The sequence below is a fragment of the Mycobacterium sp. NGS69 genome (genome assembly GCF_059812165.1).
This window is the reverse complement of record NZ_JCALCD010000003.1, coordinates 123,583-139,960: the sequence shown is the minus strand read 5'-3', so window position 1 is coordinate 139,960 and position 16,378 is coordinate 123,583. Positions and strand designations below refer to the sequence as shown.

Below are 16,378 nucleotides of genomic sequence, written 5' to 3'. Positions count from 1 at the left end.
AAATCAAGCCCCGATAACGATTTAGACAAGCGGCGCTTGAGGATTCGGCGTCTCCGGGGTGTTGGGCGTGACGGGCGCGTTCGGCGACGGCACGGTTCCGGGAACCGACGGGCCGGGGACCGACGGGACGGAGCCCGGGGTCTGCGGCCCGTAACCCGGCGTCTGCGGGCCGTAGCCCGGCGTCTGCGGGTAGGACCCGGCCATCAACTTGGACGCGACGAAAGACGCGGCCTGCGTGGTGTACAGGGGGACGTAGCCCTCGGTGTGACCGCTCCATTCGTTGCCCTGGCCCGCGTGGCAGATCGGATCCTCCGGGTTGCACAGGTCGATCGCCTTGGATCCCAGCAGGGCGCTCGCGACGGGAAGCGAACCGCCGGCGCGGTCGGCCACGTCGCCGAAGGTGGCGACGGCCGCGATGTTCTTGGCATACTCCGGCGGCAGCGAGTTGCCCCAGTTGATGCCGCCGATCGGGACGCCGGCGACGATGTCCATCACCGACGCGCCCTGCGAGTAGCCGCCCAGCACGATCTTGACGTTCGGGCACTTCGCCACCGCCGCCTTGACGCGGTTGATCGTGTCGTTGGCGCCGTCGCCGCCGTGCAGCTGCAGCTTGCTGGCCGCGTAGTTCACCCCGTAGGTGTCGTACGTCAGGCCGGGGGTGTCCTGTTTCAACGCGTCGACGAACGCGTCGCCGACGCGGCCCATGCCGGGCGGCTCGTTGGTGCCGCGGGCGAAGATGACCTCGACGTGCGGGCAGTCATCGGCGGACGCGACCGGAATGGCGGGCGGGGACATGAGCAGGCCGGCGGTGGTGAGCACTGCGGAAACCCCCGGGCCTACCCAGCGAATTAAACGGTGGGAAGACACGCCGAAATATTACCCGCAAGCAGCGAACACCGAAAATTCCCCGGCCTGTGGATAACCGGCGGCGCCGCCGTCTACCTGCGGCTTAACTGGAGCCGGGAGACGGATTCCACAACTTTGCCGAGGGTATTTTGGACCGTTCGCAGGTGCGCCGGCCGGCCACGTGGGTGCAAATCAGCGCTCACCGATTTCTGCTGCGCCGCCTCGAGCGCGCATTGCTGGGCCGGGATATTCACGCCGCGAACGGGCCGCTGCCGGCGCCGCTCGCCGTCGGGTGCGCGGTGGCGGCCGTCGCCCCGCTGGGCTGCGCGTTGCCGGGGGTGCTGCGGCCGCATGTGGATCTCGGTCGAGCCCAGATCGTGATGGGCCAACAATCCGGGGCGCTGTACGTGCGAGTGGGCGATACCTGGCATCCGGTGCTGAACCTGGCGTCGGCCCGGTTGATCGCGGCGGCGCCCGCCAACCCGCAGCCTGTGCCCGAGTCCGATCTGACCCGCACCAAACGCGGTCCCCTGCTTGGCATTCCGGGCGCGCCGCAGTTCCTCGGTGAGCCGTTGTCGGCGGACGAATCGGCCTGGACGGTCTGCGATGCCGAGGAGACCGGTGCGGCGACGGTCGTCGTCGGGCCCACCGGCCCGGCGGTCCACCGCCTGGCTCCCGACCAAGGGCTCCTGGTGGCGCCCCCCGCGGGCTCGCCGGCCTATCTGCTCTACAACGGGCAGCGAGCCGTGGTCGACCTCGCCGACACCGCGGTCGTGCGTGCGCTCCGGCTGGAGGGCCGCCCGCCGCGACGCGTGTCGCAATCGTTGTTGAACGCCGTGCCCGAGGTGCCGCCGATCAGCGCACCACGGGTCCGCGACGCGGGAGGCGCGGCGGCCGGGCTGCCCGGCATTCCGGTCGGCAGCGTGCTGCGCATCACCCGCGGCGACGGCGACGAGTACTACGTCGTCTTGCCCGGCGGGGTCCAGCGCATCGGTCGGGTGGCCGCCGATCTCCTGCGTTTCAGCGATTCGCGTGGCACCGCCAACGCCGTCCCGGTGGCCCCCGATGCGATCCGCGCCGCGGGAATCGTGAACACGCTGCCGCTGGCCGGCTTTCCGGAGCTGGCGCCGGCGTTGGCCGCGGGCAGCACCGTGTGCGTCACGTCGAAGCGCGAGCCATCGGGGAGTTACGAGGTCGTTTTCCTGGCGGGGAGCGGCCTGCCGGTGCCGGCCGGTCGGGCTCCCGTGACCTTGTCCGGGGCCGACGGTCGCGGTCCCGCGCTCGATGCGGCCTATCTACCGCCCGGCCGGAGCGCCTACGTCCGGGACGACAACCGAAGCGGCACAAGATATCTCGTCACCGACACCGGGGTGCGGTTCGCGATCCACGACGACGCCGCCGCACACGATCTGGGTCTGCCGGCACCGATTCCGGCGCCGTGGCCGACGCTGGCGGCCCTGCCGCCCGGACCCGAGTTGAGCAGGCGCAACGCGTCAGTCGCACGGGACGCGGTGGCGGGAAGCCCATAACCGGGCGGCCGCGAGCGTTCCCGCCAGCGCGAGCAGGCAGATGGCCGCCCCGCGCAGCGCGGTGTCCCGGGCGTGCACATCTGGCGGCCTCGGTGGCGGCGGCGCGGTGACGGGTACGGGCGCCGGTGTCGGTTTGGAGGTCGTCGTGGGCGGAGTGGCGTCGGTACTGACCGCGGCCGGCGCGTCGACGGTGCCGTTTCCGACGAGCGGATCCCACCCGGCGGGCGGGTGGTGCGCGGTCGAGGTGATGCGCCCCATCACCTGGCGCGCGGTCAATGCGGGGAATCGGGCCCGGATCAGGGCCGCCAGCCCACTGACCAGGGGTGCGGCATAACTGGTGCCCGAAACCGGTTCCGAACCGAGCGCGGCCACTCCCTCGCCGGTGGCCGCGACGTCCACCCACGGTCCCGCGAGCGTGAACGGGGACGGCGTCCCCTCGGTGTCGACCGAACCAACGGTGAGCACATAGTCGTCGTACCAAGCCGGACTCGCGACGACCGTGGCCGTCTCCCACGTCGCGTCGGGTCGCTGCGGCGGACACGGGCCCGCGCCGCCGGTGTTGCCCGCCGCGGCCACCACGACCGCATTCTTTACGTCGACCGCGTACGCGAGGGCGGCGCCCACCGCACGGTCGTCGAGTGGCGAGGCGACCGGAACGCACGCGACGGACGAAATGTTGATCACCGATGCGCCGAGATCGGCGGCCGTCCGGATGGCTTTCGCCATGGTGTCGACGTCGCCCACCCCGCCGCGCGAACGGTCACCGGCGGGAACGAACTTCGCGCTGGACTGCCGGATGCCGATCAACGTGGCCTCCGGCGCCACCCCGCCGAGGATGGCGGCCACCAGGGTGCCGTGCGCGTCGCAATCCTGGGTGCCGTCACCGGTGAACACGTAGTCGCCCCCGGGCACCACGTCGGGCAGCCGCGGATGCCGCGAGACGCCGGTGTCGATCACCGCGACCCGCTGTCCCGCGCCGCGGGTCAGCTGCCAGACCCTGGGCAGGTCGACGAGATCCGGCGGCCGGTCCGGCCGTGCGGCAGAATCCACCGTGATCGTCGCGCAGACCTCGCGCTGCACGCTCGGTGACGGCGGCGCGGGCAGCGCCGGCTTGGGCAACCACTTGTCCTCCACTTCCGGCGGCGAAACCGCTTGCGCCGAAGGCATTCCGAGCTGGCACGCCGACGCAAGCGCCGAAGCGGCCAGTAGGCGCGTGACGCGTGAGGTGTTCACCGGAAGCTCAACCCGCGAACCGCGGTGTATAGCCCGCACACCCATGAGGTCACGGGCACCAGCGCGACCAGCGCCAGGCACTCCAGCGCCTCGACGCCGCGGCGCAGTAGGGGCGAGATCGATATCGTCGGAGCGACGAAGCCCAGGTAGATCGCCGCGGCGGCCAACGCGGCCGTCATCGCGGCCACCCATGATCCACTCCTCAGCATGCTCAGCGCAACGACGCCGAAAGTCGCTGCCACGATTGCGATTCCGCAGCAGAGGAACACGAGCGTCCTCCTCCCGTCATCCGAACGTGCGCGCAGCATCAGCAATGCGCCGGTAAGCGCACCGAAGGCGATGCAGCACAGCCGCGGTGCGCCGGCCAGCACGGTGACGATGGCTCCCGCGGCGGCCACGAAGACCAAGGCGGCGAGCAAACCGGTCAACCAGGTGTCCGCGCGGTTCGCCCTGGCGCCCACGTCCGGCGCGGGTGACCGCTGGGGTGACAGGCCCGCCAGCGTTATCGACAGCCGCGGCGCCACGCCCAGCAGGCCGAGGGATGCCAACGCGGATACCGAGCCGATCGCGCGCAGCGGTGCGGCGGTGATCACGCCGGCCAGGGCGGCCAGGGCGACGATCATCGCGACGCATGCGACCGCGGCCAATGGAACGGCGCCGCAACCTGATACGCGGAACGCCAGCACCGAGGCCGCCGCCGTCGCCGTGGCGGCCAGCACCACGTTTGCCGGACCGGGGCTGCCGGGCACCGCCAGAAAGCCTGCGACCCCCGCGAATACGGCGGCGATCACGTTCAGCGCGAGCCCGGCGATCGCGTCCCCATACGCGCGGTGTGCGACCGCCGCGACGAGCAGGGCCAGGACGCCGGTCGATGCCGCCACGCCGACGGTGGCGCCGGTGGCGTTAGTGCTGAACGCGTTCCGGATGAGCGCCAACGCGCCGACGCCTGCCAAGCAGGCCGCCGCGACGGCGCTCGCCACCCGCAACGCCTCTCCGCGCCGGACTGGGGCCCGGGTTCGACCCTCGGCGTCGAGCGTCGCCGACACGGCCTCGGCCACGTCGTCGTAGTGAGGAGGGGCGGGCGGGGCGGAGGATTGGGTCAGAACCAGGACCGCGCCGTCTCGGATACCGTTCTGCGCCAACGTCGCCGATGTGATCATGGGCGCCGCACCCGGGCACGACAGCTGGTAGCGCCGCGCCTCCAGCTCCCCGGAGGCCGCGATACCGTGGCCGTCGAGGATGTCGACGATCGACGGAATCAGGACGGCGACGGGCACGCCTGAGGGCAGGGACAGGTCCGTGACGGCCGTGCCGGCATGTATTGACACGCGGCGCAGTCCCGGGTCGGATCCAGGCAACGGTGACCCCTTCATTCGGATTTTCGGTCACCGTAGCCAGTCTTCGATCCGTCGATGTCCGGCTATCCACAGGTGAGTTGCAGCGGATTTCGGCGCTGCCTACCGTCGCCAACCGGTAGGAGGGCCGGGATGACTCAGTGTTTCGTGCCCGCGGTTCGCCGGCCGGCACCGGTAATCGCGGCCGTGGACATCGCCGTTGACGCGCCGCCAGGGCTGCCTGCGGCGGGACCGCCCAGGTTGCTCCCGGTCATGCTGTCGCTCGCGACCCTCGCCCTGATGGCCGCCGCCTTCCTCTCGGGATCGGCCGCCGCGCGCAATCCCATGTTTGTGGCTTTCCCGGTGATGACACTGCTTTCACTGGCGGTGACGGCGACCGGCGGGCGAGGCCAGCGGCGGGGCCGCCGCCTCGACGACGACCGGGTCAACTACCTCGCATACCTGAGCGGGCTCCGCGCGACGGTCACCGAAATAGCTACAGCACAGCGGGTTTCACTCAACCGGAGCCAGCCGGACCCCGACACGCTGTGGACGTTGATCGGCGGACCACGGATGTGGGAGCGGCGAGCGCCAGACCCCGACTTCTGCCGTATCCGTGTCGGGGTCGGGACCCAGCCGCTTGCGGCACGCTTGCTGGCGCCGGAGTCGTCGCCCCACGAGCCGACCGACCCGGTCACGGCGGCGGCCTTGCGTCGCTTCCTGAGCGCGCATTCGCTCGTCGTGGGCGCGCCGATCACCGTCGACCTGGGTGGCCCCGGGAGGGTGACGATAGACGGCGATGCGGCCTCGGTGCGCGGGCTGCTGCGCGCGATGATCTGCCAGCTGGCTGTGCTACACGGTCCCGATCACCTGCTGGTCGCGGCCGTGGTCGGCGATCGGAACCATGGCGACTGGGATTGGTTGAAATGGTTGCCGCACAACCAACATCCGAGTGCCGCCGATGCGGTGGGCCCGGCACGCATGGTGTATCAAAGCATGGCGGAGGCTGGGCAAGCGCTCGCCGGCGTGGCGGGGCCGCACCTGATCGTGGTCGCCGACCCGGGGGAGCCCGATTCCGCCGGGGCGCCCACCGGCGCCACCATCCTGGCGGTCGGTGCCTGCGCCGACGGCGCGCCGGTGATGATCAAGGGGCGCGGCGAGCCTCAACCGCCGCCGTGTCACGACCGAATGGAATTGGTGGACGCGCTGACGTGTGCCCGCCGGCTCGCCGGGTACCGGGCCGCGCCGGCCGGACCCGACCCGGTCACGTTGTGGCGCGGCGAGAACCATCGCGATCGACTGTGCGTGCGGATCGGGACCACGGTCGACGGCGCGCCGCTGCATCTGGACATCAAAGAGGCCGCGGAAGAAGGGATGGGTCCGCACGGGCTGTGCGTGGGCGCCACCGGGTCGGGCAAGTCGGAGTTGTTGCGCACCATCGCGTTGGGGCTGGCGGCGCAAAACCCTCCCGAGGTGCTCAACCTGCTGCTCGTCGACTTCAAAGGAGGCGCAACGTTTCTCGACTTGGCGCGGGCGCCACACGTGGCCGCCGTCGTCACCAACCTCGCCGACGAGGCCCCGCTGGTCGCGCGCATGCGCGACGCACTGGCCGGCGAGATGGACCGTCGGCAACGGCTGCTGCGACGGGCGAACTGTGCCAGCGTCGCGGCCTACGAACACGCGCGCCGGGCCGGTGCGCGATCGATCCCGTTGCCGACTCTGGTGATCATCGTCGACGAGTTCTCCGAAATGCTCAGCCAGCATCCCGAGTTCGCCGACATGTTCGTCGCGATTGGGCGGCTGGGGCGGTCGCTGGGCATGCACCTGCTGCTGGCCAGCCAGCGGCTCGAAGAGGGCCGGCTGCGGGGACTGGAAGCCCATTTGTCCTACCGGATCTGCCTGAAGACCCTGTCCGCCAGCGAATCGCGGGCGGCGCTGGGAACGCTTGACGCCTACCAACTGCCCAACACCCCCGGCGCGGGCTACTTCCGCGCGGGCAGCGGCGAGCCGATCCGCTTTCAGGCCGCGTACGTTTCGGGACCGCTGCCGGCGGACAGGCCGGCCGAGGAGTTGACGGTGCGGGTCTTCAGCACGCGGCCGGCCCACCCGGTCACCCGACCCGACGCGGGCGCATCGCCGAGCCGGACGGTTCTGCAAGCGGTCCTCGACGGGCTCGCCGGACAGGGGCCGCCCGCACACCAGGTCTGGCTGCCCCCGCTGGACGCGGCGCCCGCGCTGGACACCTTGCTCCGCGACACGGTGCCGGCGCCGGACGGGCTGAGCGTGCCCATCGGGATCGTCGACCGCCCGCTCGAACAATGCCGCACGCCGCTGACGGTCGCATTGTCGGGAGCCGCGGGCAATGTCGCCGTCGTCGGCGCGCCCCGATCGGGCAAATCGACCGCGCTGCGCACCCTCGTCACGGCCTTGGCGGCGGCTTACGATCCGGCGCGGGTTCGGTTCTACTGCCTGGATTTCGGCGGCGGAGCGCTCGGGGCGCTGCGTGCCTTGCCGCATGTGGGCGCGGTCGCCGGCCGGACCGAGCCGGATCTGGTGCGACGAATGATCGCCGAGATGGAGTCCACGGTGCGATCCCGGGAGGAGCAGCGCGCCGGTCCATCCGCCGAGGTGTTCCTCGTCGTCGATGGCTGGGCAAGCCTGCGGCACGAGTTCGAGGAAATCGAGACGTCTGTCATTACCCTGGCGGCTCAAGGACTTTCGTTCGGCGTGCACGTCGTGCTGTCGGCGACGCGGTGGGCCGAGATCAGGCCGGCGCTCAAGGACCAGATCGGCACCCGCATCGAATTGCGCCTCGGCGACCCGGCCGATTCCGAGATCGACCGCCGGCGCGCGCGCGATGTGCCGCACGACAGACCGGGTCGCGGCCTTTCCCGCGACGGGCTGCACATGCTCATCGCGCTGCCCACCGATCGCATCTGTCATGGCGAATCGTTCGCACCGCCGATACCGCTGCTTCCGACGCACGTCGACCACGAGGCCGTCGTGAGTCGGGCGGGGGCGGGGGTCATGCTCGGTCTGGAGGAGCGCCGACTGCAGCCGGTCCCAATCGATTTTGGGCGCCACGCACACCTGTTGGTCCTCGGGGACAACGAGTGCGGCAAGACCGCCACGCTGCGGACGCTGTGTCGTGAGATCGTCCGGACGAATGCCGCCGGCGAAGCCCAGCTATTCATCGTCGACTTTCGGCGCTCGCTGTTGGGCGTCGTCGAGTCGGAACACCTTGGCGGCTACGCCGTGTCTTCGTCCGCGCTGAACGGCGTGCTCCCGGATCTGCTCGACCTCCTGACGACGCGGATGCCTTCGTCGGACGTGAGCCAGGCGCAGTTGCGGACCCGGTCCTGGTGGTCCGGGCCGGACATCTACGTCATCGTTGACGATTACGACCTGGTCGCCAACCCGGGCGGGAACCCGCTCGAGGCGCTCGTCGAATACTTGCCGTACGCAAGGGATGTGGGCCTGCACCTGGCCGTGGCCCGGCGCAGCGGCGGCGCCGAGCGCGCATGGTTCGAGCCGCTGCTGGCGCGCCTGCGGGACCTCGGGTGCATGATGCTGATGATGAGTGGGCGTCCGGGCGAGGGCGCACCCTGGGGTTCCGGTCGCTCGGTGCGGTTGCCGCCCGGCCGTGGCGTCCTGATCACTCGTCCCGGTGACGAACAGCTCGTTCAGGTGGCCTGGAGCCCGCCCCCGTGAATCGGCACCGCGCGCTCATCGAGGCCGGGCCCGGCACGATCCGCCGATTGTGCTGTGGCACAAGCGAGACCGCTGACGACGACATGTCCGAGATCAGCAGAGAAGCACTGGTCGCGATCGACGACCGGGTGGCGCTGGTCGGTGGCCGCCCCGTCACCGTCGCCTCGCTCTGGCGTGCGGCCCTGCGGTCGGTGAAATGCGAGCAGTGCGACGGCCTGGCCGTCCTGCATCCCTCCTGGTGGCCATCCGCCCGAGTCGCCGTGGTGACCGGGGCCGCCAGGACCCTGTCCGACGACATGCTGGCGCGACGCCGGTCGTGGTTGTTGGCGCAGGCATCCGACCGGGAGTCGGTGACCGTGGAGATCGCCGAGCGGCTGGTGGTGGTCACCGGGGCCGAGGTGGTTGCGATACCCCTTGGGGCGGAACCGCATTCCGCTGCCGAGGAGGCCGCATCCGTCATCGCGGGGATGACGCACCAGACGTCGGCGGCTGTTGTGATCGACGCGCCGGGGACGGTTGCCGGGGCGCCGGCGCTCGGGGCGTCGATCGCCCGGGCGCTGCATCGTGGTGGCCGGGCGGCGGTGGAGATCGGTGACGCTCAGCTTGCCTTGCTGGCCCAGGCGGCGCTTCCGGCCGTGGGGGACCCGGCCGGGCCGCGCGTCGCCGCCGAGGGCGACCCGCCCGGGTCCCGCGCGCGGATGATAGGTGCGCTCGCCGGGGCCACCGTCGCGCTGACGGCATTTCCAGCGGCGATCGCGGCTGTCGCCCCCGCCGGCCGTCATGGCGTGCCGCCCCCCGCCGCGGCGCAGACGGCGCCGACAACGTTTTTGGTTGAGGGCCGCGTGGCGCTGACGGTGCCCGCGAACTGGTCCGCGCAGCGGATGGTTGCCGGGCCCGGGTCCGCGCGGGTTCAGGTGACCTCGCCGTCGGATCCGGAAGTGGCGTTGCACGTCACGCAGTCGCCGGTGGTCGGCGAGACGCTGAGCGGCACCGCCGAGCGGTTGAAACGCGCGATCGCCGCGGAGCCGGCCGGGGTATTCGTCGACTTCAATCCCGCCGGGGTAAGCGGCGGCCGGCCCGCGGTGACCTATCGCGAATTGCGCCCCGCCCACCAGGTGCGGTGGACGGTGCTGCTGGACGGGCCGGTCCGGATCAGCGTGGGGTGCCAGAGCCGCCCCGGCGCTGAGGAGGCGGTGCGTGACGCCTGCGAGGAGGCGGTGCGATCCGCCCACGCGATCGGATGAGACGGAACCAAACCGAAGCCGGCGCGGTCCAATTTGATATGGCGAACACACTGGGCACCGACTTCGATCTCATGCGCTCGGTCGCGGCCGCGACGGACACCCGCAACGAGGAGATCCGGGCGATGCTGCAGGCCTTCATCGGTCGCATGGGCAGTGTGCCGCCCTCGGTGTGGGGCGGCGCCGCGGCCGTGCGGTTCAAAGACGTGCTGGATCGCTGGAACGCCGAGTCGACCCGGCTCTACCGCGTCCTGAACACCATCGCCGAGACCATTCGGCACAACGAGGTCGCGCTGCGGGAGGCCGGGGAGAACCACGCCCACCACGTCGCCGCCGCCGGCGGAAACCTGTGAGCGGGGGAATGCCCATGGACCCAGTGCTGTCCTACAACTTCGGCGAAATCGAATACGCGGTGCGCCAAGAGATCCACACCACGGCTGCCCGCTTCAATGCGGCGCTCGACGAGCTGAGGTCGCAGATCGCCCCGTTGCGCGACCTTTGGACGCGCGAGGCTGCGGCCGCGTATCAGGTCGAGCAACTGAAGTGGCACCAGGCCGCCACCGCGCTCAACCAGATACTGGTCGACCTGGGAAACGCGGTGCGCGACGGCGCCCAGGACGTGGCCGACGCGGACCGCCGGGCGGCGGGAGTGTGGGCCCGGTAGCTCGAATGACCCCTGTGTGGTCCCGGCGGAGGAGAGCCGCCGGGACCACACAGTCCTACGGGCGTGAAGGTTTCGAAATCTCCCAGCTGCGGGCGAGGTGATCGGGCATGTCGAACGACGCGCGCACGCCACCCCGCTCTAACTCGAACGCACTCTCCAACAGTTCGCGCCCGAAATCCGCGGCTATATCCGAGACGAAGTGGTAGCGCGGCAAGGCGCGGCCGATCAGGCTCAGGACGTGGGTGGAGAACCAGTCGGCGACCCGCGCGAGCTGTTCGAGTTCGCGGCGGTGATGCAAAGGCGGTACGAGCAGCAGGTCGGCGGTTTTGTCGCCGATCAGGTGGCGGATCAGTGGCGGGATCGTCTTATCGAACGCCTGGGTGGGTGTGAGTTGGTCGAGTAGCGCGAGGAGCGCGCGGGTCATGTGCTGGCCCTCTGGTGACGCCGCGAAGCGCCGTCGCTTGATGGCGTCGAGCAGCGCGTTGGCGTCGGTGCTGTCATCCGGACGCATCTCGTCGAGCACGCCCATCAGGTGGCCGATGACGTTCCAGAGATGTAGGTACGCGTCGATCTCGTCGCTCGACAGGTTTACACCGAGACCACGCATCGGGTCTTTGACGACATACCAGAACGAGAGGATGGTCGCGGCCATGTCCTCCTGATTGATCGGTACGCCCCAACTGCTGTAATTCCACATGCCGGGGTGCTTACGGGCGCGGTCCTTGATCAGGTGACGCACCGCGGCATGCATCAGGCGGACGTGCTGGATGGCGCGCAGCCCCTTGCCGTTTGGATCGAGGCCGCCGGTGGTGCACACGTCGATCAGGAACTGGCCGGTCTCCATCACCCGCCGCCGTGCGTCCGTGTCGAGCTGGGCGGTCAGGTACAGCACCTTCACGGCGTCGCTGTCCGCATACGCCGACGGCAGCGACGCGCAGAACAGGCACAGGGTGATGAGCAGGCCGTTCTTCTCGAACACCTGCTGCCCCAGTTGGATCTTGTCCATGTCGGCCCACTCGGGCAGCGATAGCGAAGTGGTCAGGTAGCCGCGGAGCTCTTTGGGCAGATCCTTCGGCACCGGCTGGTCGTTGCGGACGAGCGTCCGCATCAACCGATTGACCTCGTTGACGTCCCGCTTAAACACTTTCTCGACCGCTTCGTCGACCTGCTTATCACCCACCTTTCGCATGTCATCGAGGTGCCCGTTTGTCCATCTCGAGCTTCCATTTGCGCCCGCCATTTGCACAGCATCGCAGATTTCGCGCCGTTGGCGAAGGGCCAATCTGCGCTCAAGAATTTGTTAGAAAAGCGATGCGATGCCGGGCCAAAGGCGATGGCGCACCGAGACGTTACTGATCAGCGCCGTGACTGTAACGCGGTGGGATGCATAGTTTTCACGTAGTCTTTCTAGATTCTTGTCGCCACCAACTTTGTCTCGGAGTTATTTGGCCCCGATTTGCTAGGACGGACACGATGGTCGACGTCAATGACGAATTCCTGCACGAACCCGGACCGGATCGCGATTGGCAGGAAAGCTTCTTCTTCAGTTGGTTCGACGCCGAGTCGGACGCGGTGGGATTGGCCCGTATCGGATATCGGCCCAGCAATCACACCGCCGACGCGATCCTGTACACGATGCGCGGCGGGCGCGTCGAGGGCGGCTATGCCAAGCTGCACGCCCACTACGCCGGCACCCCGGACCCGGACCACCTGAAGGTGGGGGCTCTGGAGTTTCAGATGATCGAGCCGATGTCGAAGTGGCGGCTGTCGCTTCAGGGCCGCCACGAGGTCGACCTGACCTGGACTGCGCTGCATGCGCCGTTCGACTATCACGCCGAGGCGCCGCCCGGGGCGTACCTGCCGTCGGGCATCGCTGACACCCACATGGAGCAGTCCGGGTGGGTCACGGGCCGGGTGAAAATGAACGGCGCTTCCTATCCGATCGACGGCCTCGGTCAGCGAGACAAGTCGTGGGGGATCCGCTTGTGGGGCCGCATCGAGCGCTGGGACTGGAACACGGTGCTGCTAAGCCCCGACTTCACCATGAACTGCACCCACCTGTTCGAGGGTGGGCGGGCTTACCCGACGGGCTACGTCTTCCACGACGGCGCGTGCCACGCGGTTGCGCAGTTGACCGTGGACCACGAGTGGTCCGGTCATCAGGTCCCCCGCGCCTCGCGGATGGTGGTCACCGACGTCAGCGGCTTGCGGCTCGAGATTCAGGGCCGCGTCATCGCCCAATCCTGCTTGTGGAAAAGGGGTTTGGTGATCCAGGAGTCGGCGACGCGCTTCGAAACGGTCGTCGATGGCCGGGCGTTCACCGGTCTCGGCATGACCGAGCACGCCTGGCATGCCGGCGTACTGGGCTCGCTGCGGGTGCTGCCGCGCATGGGGCCCGCGGCGAGGATGGTCATGCCCTGATCTAGGGCACGGCCTCCGCCCAGGCGATGTGCCCGGCAAACTGTAGCGTTCTCGCCATCTCGCCGTAGCGATTCTTCAGGTCCGCGTACGCGGTGGCGTCGCCGCGGGCTTGCGCCACAAGGGCTTTCAGTCGTAACAGCCAGATGTCGCGCATGGCCACACCGTCGGTCGGGGTCGCCGCCAACCGCTCGATGGCCGCCTCGGCTTCGGCAACGTCGGCGTCGGTCCCGCGCTCCAGCAGCGTCTCCACCAGAACACCCGTCGCGGGAAACGCCCACGCCCCGCACGGCTGCTGCCCCTCGCGGAACAGATCGTTGACGGCGGCGCGCACGAGCGTTACGGCGTCGTCGCGATCGCCGCCCCGGGTCCTCTCCCGCGCCAAGTACACGTCGACGATCGGCAATTCGCCCAGGTTGTGTCCCTGGCGCCGGAACACGTCGCCCAGTTCCGCCAGGAGCTTCTCGCCGCGCTCACGGTCGGGCGCCGTCGGGCGGTGCACCAGCGCGACGCCCGGCGCCATCTGGGCGAAGGCCAGCGCGACGTCGTCACCGGACCGTTCGACGATCCGCACGGCGTCTTCGGTTTCGGTCACCGCCCGATCGTCGGCCGCCAGGACGCCCAGCGGTATCCCCGGGTTGTAGATGTAGGCGACCACCAAGGCGTACGACATCGGGTCGGCCTTGCGGGCCATGGCGAGGCCCTGCTGCTGGTCGTCCTGCCACCCGGGAAGACCCAAGCAATACCGGGCGATGGCCCGCGCCGTCAGGGCGACCGGCAGCGGGGACCCGATGATGAAGTTTCCTTTGGACGGGTCACCCTCGGCCAGGTCGATGACGGTCTGTGACCACCGCAGCACGTCGGCCCAGTTGTTGTTCTCCATCTTTGCGAAGATCAGCGAAATGGACAGCCCCACCGTCAAGGCTGGATCGCCGAGCGCCTCGGCGAGGGTCCAGGCCTCAGACGCCAGCTGCGAGGCCTCGCGCGCCCGGGCCTGATGCGCGTGCTCCATCACCAGCCCCGCCATCCCCATGGCCAGCGACACCTTGTCCCCGACGGCGGCACACAGCTCGCGCAATTCAGTGAAGCGGTCGGCCACCCCTCGTGCGTGGATTCGCCAGGCGATCGCGCACAACATGGTGCGCGGGGCGATGCGCATGGTTGCCCGGTTGGGGTCCTCCGCGGGTAGCCGGTCGGCGATCGTCTGGGCGCGCTCCCAACTCAGTCGGGCGGCGTTGATGTCTCGGTTGGTGGCCCACGTCGCCGAACGCATGTGCCAGCTGAATGCGGCGTGCGGATCACCGGCGGCCTCCAGGTGCTCGGCAATCAACGCCGCGTTCTGGTCGGCCTGGTCCCCGGATTCGATTGCGGCGGCGACACGCCGGTGCAGCTCGGCGCGATCCGATTTGAGTTGCGATTCGTAGGCCACGGTGCGGATCAGCGGATGGTGGAACACGTACTCGGGCTCTCCGGTGAACTTGATCTGGTCGATGAGCTCCCCCGCCAACAGGTCGTCCAGGCTGGGGTCAATCCCCAGCGTTTGCAGCAAGTCTCGGCTGAACTGAGACCCGATCACCGCCGCGGCGCTCAGGGTGCGCTTGGCCGCCCAGTCCAGCCGGTCGATGCGCGCGGCGATGGTCGCCTGCAGCGTGACCGGCACGCGGACTTCGGTGACCGCCGCCTCCGTCACGTAAGCGCCGCGGTCACCGCGCAGCACACCGCGCTCGGCCAGCTCGCGCACCATCTCCTCGATGAAAAACGGATTACCGGCGGCGCGCTCGGCGATCATGGCGGCCAGGGCGCCGACCGAGGGGTCCGGTCCGAGCAGCTCGCCGGCCAGCGTCGCGGCTTCCGAATCGCTCAGCGGCGCAAGGGCGATCGTCTGCGCGCCGGTCACCTTGCTCAACGGACCCCGATATTCGGGGCGGTAGGTGAGCAGCACCAGCGTGGGTGTCTGCGGGGCCACCGCGACGAATTCGGCCAGCATCGAGCCGCTGACCTGGTCGATCCAGTGCACGTCCTCGATGACGTAGACCGCCGGGGATTGGCGGGCCAGCGACGCGGCATTGATCAGCGCGGTCAACCGCCGCCGCCGCGCGTCCGGGTCGATGGTCGGCAGCGCAACGTCGGGATCGGCGATGCCCAACAAGTCGTCGAGGAGCAACATGTCGTCCGGCTCGGCGTCGGGCACCCGGGACCGCAGCTCCGCGCGAGCGTCCGGCGCTTCCAGATCGGCCACCCGGAAGCTCGCACGCAGCATCCGCGCCACCAGATAGAAGGGGACGTCGCTGGCATGCGATTCGCAGAAGGCGCTGAACACGTCGACACCCCGGGCTTCGGCCATCGCGGTGACCTCTCGCACGAGGCGGCTCTTGCCGATGCCCGGTAACCCGACCACGCCGACCACGGTGCCGTGGACGCCGATGGCGCGCTCCAGCAAGCCCTCGATGGCCGACATCTCCCATCGCCGGCCGACCAGATTCGACTCGGCACGCCTCGGAACGTGATGCCCCTCGCCCGCGCCCAGCAGGCGATGCGCGGGCACCGGCGCGTCGACACCCTTGATTTGAACCAGCTCGGATTCGCCCAGAGCCGCGGCCCCCTCGACGAGTCGCGCGGTCGACACGCTGAGCATCACCGCGCCCGGCGGGGCGGCCGACTCCATGCGCTGGGCCAGGCCGACCTGCTCGCCGATGGCGGTGTAGCCGAACGGCCCGGAACCGATTTCGCCGGCGATCACCTCACCGGAGTTGAGACCGACGCGCAACCGCAGTTCGATGCCGTCGCGGTGGTCGACCTCGGCGGCCAGCCGGGCGGTTGCCTCCTGGATGCCAAGCGCCGCAAGGCAAGCCCGGATGGCGTGGTCCTCCAACGCGACCGGCGCACCGAACACGGCCATGATGCCGTCGCCGGTGAACTTGTCCACCGTCCCGCCGTACCGTTCAACGACCGCGGCGCAGCGGTCGGCGAGGTCGGCCATGATCTGCAGCAGCCGTTCCGCGCCGACCGCGGCGGCGATCTCCATCGAGCCCACCACGTCGGCGAATAGCACCGTGACCTGCTTGTATTCCGCGTGCGCGTCGCCGTCCTGGACCGCCGAGCCGCAGCTGTGGCAGAACCGGGCGTCCTTGAAGGGCTCGGTGCCACACGTCCGACATGCTGCTCCGGCCGTCATCCGACCTCCGCCAATCCGGGCCCCCCGTTGCTGGGTGATCTAAGGATAAGTTGCAGAGGTCACAAGGGCACCTTTCATACCAGTCTCGGCGATTTTGACCTGCGGGGATGACGATCGGTAAGCTGCTCCGTTGGCGTGCGGTACGTCGGGGTCTCGGGTCAATGTCGGTCGCCGAGATCAAACCCCACCGCGAACGCCTGACTGGCACCCGGCTCGACCCGGGATCC

The 16,378-nt window shown here is 69.6% G+C and carries 11 protein-coding genes; 6 read left to right on the top strand and 5 right to left on the bottom strand.

Annotated features, from left to right (window positions below):
- Window positions 1-21: 21 nt before the first annotated feature.
- The gene (locus AC5Y2S_RS09860) at window positions 22-867 is read right to left on the bottom strand and encodes a cutinase family protein (protein ID WP_499955919.1); all 846 of its coding nucleotides are present in this window, start codon (window positions 865-867) and stop codon (window positions 22-24) included.
- Between the two features lie 143 nt (window positions 868-1,010).
- Here AC5Y2S_RS09860 and eccB point away from each other — a divergent pair, with 143 nt between their 5' ends.
- Complete coding sequence (eccB, locus tag AC5Y2S_RS09855) at window positions 1,011-2,375, top strand: type VII secretion protein EccB (protein ID WP_499955917.1); 1,365 nt, start codon at window positions 1,011-1,013, stop codon at window positions 2,373-2,375.
- Here the strand turns inward: eccB and mycP are convergent.
- Together mycP and eccD are read right to left on the bottom strand one after the other, a co-directional pair.
- Complete coding sequence (gene mycP / locus AC5Y2S_RS09850; protein ID WP_499955916.1) at window positions 2,340-3,608, bottom strand: type VII secretion-associated serine protease mycosin; 1,269 nt, start codon at window positions 3,606-3,608, stop codon at window positions 2,340-2,342. The genes eccB and mycP overlap by 36 nt on opposite strands.
- A complete protein-coding gene (eccD, locus tag AC5Y2S_RS09845) occupies window positions 3,605-4,981 on the bottom strand; it encodes a type VII secretion integral membrane protein EccD (RefSeq protein ID WP_499955914.1) in 1,377 nt (458 codons plus the stop codon). The genes mycP and eccD overlap by 4 nt, the downstream gene beginning before the upstream one ends.
- Before the next feature lie 114 nt (window positions 4,982-5,095).
- Between eccD and eccCb the strand changes: the two genes are divergently transcribed.
- From eccCb to AC5Y2S_RS09825, 4 genes are read left to right on the top strand one after another with little or no spacing between them, the layout of a single operon-like run.
- Window positions 5,096-8,653, top strand: a complete 3,558-nt coding sequence (eccCb, locus tag AC5Y2S_RS09840; protein WP_499955912.1) for a type VII secretion protein EccCb — start codon at window positions 5,096-5,098, stop codon at window positions 8,651-8,653.
- A complete protein-coding gene (locus AC5Y2S_RS09835; protein ID WP_499955910.1) occupies window positions 8,650-9,897 on the top strand; it encodes a type VII secretion-associated protein in 1,248 nt (415 codons plus the stop codon). The genes eccCb and AC5Y2S_RS09835 overlap by 4 nt, the downstream gene beginning before the upstream one ends.
- 38 nt (window positions 9,898-9,935) lie before the next feature.
- On the top strand, window positions 9,936-10,247 hold the full coding sequence (locus AC5Y2S_RS09830) for a WXG100 family type VII secretion target (protein ID WP_499955908.1): 312 nt from the start codon (window positions 9,936-9,938) through the stop codon (window positions 10,245-10,247).
- Window positions 10,248-10,255: 8 nt separating this feature from the next.
- On the top strand, window positions 10,256-10,558 hold the full coding sequence (locus AC5Y2S_RS09825) for a WXG100 family type VII secretion target (protein WP_499955906.1): 303 nt from the start codon (window positions 10,256-10,258) through the stop codon (window positions 10,556-10,558).
- Window positions 10,559-10,613: 55 nt separating this feature from the next.
- On the opposite strand, the gene AC5Y2S_RS09820 is transcribed toward AC5Y2S_RS09825, so the two are convergent.
- On the bottom strand, window positions 10,614-11,738 hold the full coding sequence (locus AC5Y2S_RS09820) for an oxygenase MpaB family protein (protein ID WP_499955904.1): 1,125 nt from the start codon (window positions 11,736-11,738) through the stop codon (window positions 10,614-10,616).
- A gap of 293 nt (window positions 11,739-12,031) precedes the next feature.
- Here AC5Y2S_RS09820 and AC5Y2S_RS09815 point away from each other — a divergent pair, with 293 nt between their 5' ends.
- A complete protein-coding gene (locus AC5Y2S_RS09815; protein ID WP_499955902.1) occupies window positions 12,032-12,979 on the top strand; it encodes a DUF7064 domain-containing protein in 948 nt (315 codons plus the stop codon).
- A gap of 1 nt (window position 12,980) precedes the next feature.
- Here AC5Y2S_RS09815 and AC5Y2S_RS09810 read toward each other — a convergent pair whose 3' ends face one another.
- A complete protein-coding gene (locus tag AC5Y2S_RS09810) occupies window positions 12,981-16,151 on the bottom strand; it encodes an ATP-binding protein (protein ID WP_499955900.1) in 3,171 nt (1,056 codons plus the stop codon).
- Between the last annotated feature and the right edge of the window lie 227 nt (window positions 16,152-16,378).

What these genes read in the sequence shown, in the direction of transcription:
- eccD (WP_499955914.1), bottom strand. Translation starts at nt 4,981, where the DNA reads ATGAAGGGGTCACCGTTGCCTGGATCCGACCCGGGACTGCGCCGCGTG.
- eccCb (WP_499955912.1), top strand. Translation starts at nt 5,096, where the DNA reads ATGACTCAGTGTTTCGTGCCCGCGGTTCGCCGGCCGGCACCGGTAATC.
- AC5Y2S_RS09830 (WP_499955908.1), top strand. Translation starts at nt 9,936, where the DNA reads ATGGCGAACACACTGGGCACCGACTTCGATCTCATGCGCTCGGTCGCG.
- AC5Y2S_RS09825 (WP_499955906.1), top strand. Translation starts at nt 10,256, where the DNA reads ATGCCCATGGACCCAGTGCTGTCCTACAACTTCGGCGAAATCGAATAC.
- AC5Y2S_RS09815 (WP_499955902.1), top strand. Translation starts at nt 12,032, where the DNA reads ATGGTCGACGTCAATGACGAATTCCTGCACGAACCCGGACCGGATCGC.
- AC5Y2S_RS09810 (WP_499955900.1), bottom strand. Translation starts at nt 16,151, where the DNA reads ATGACGGCCGGAGCAGCATGTCGGACGTGTGGCACCGAGCCCTTCAAG.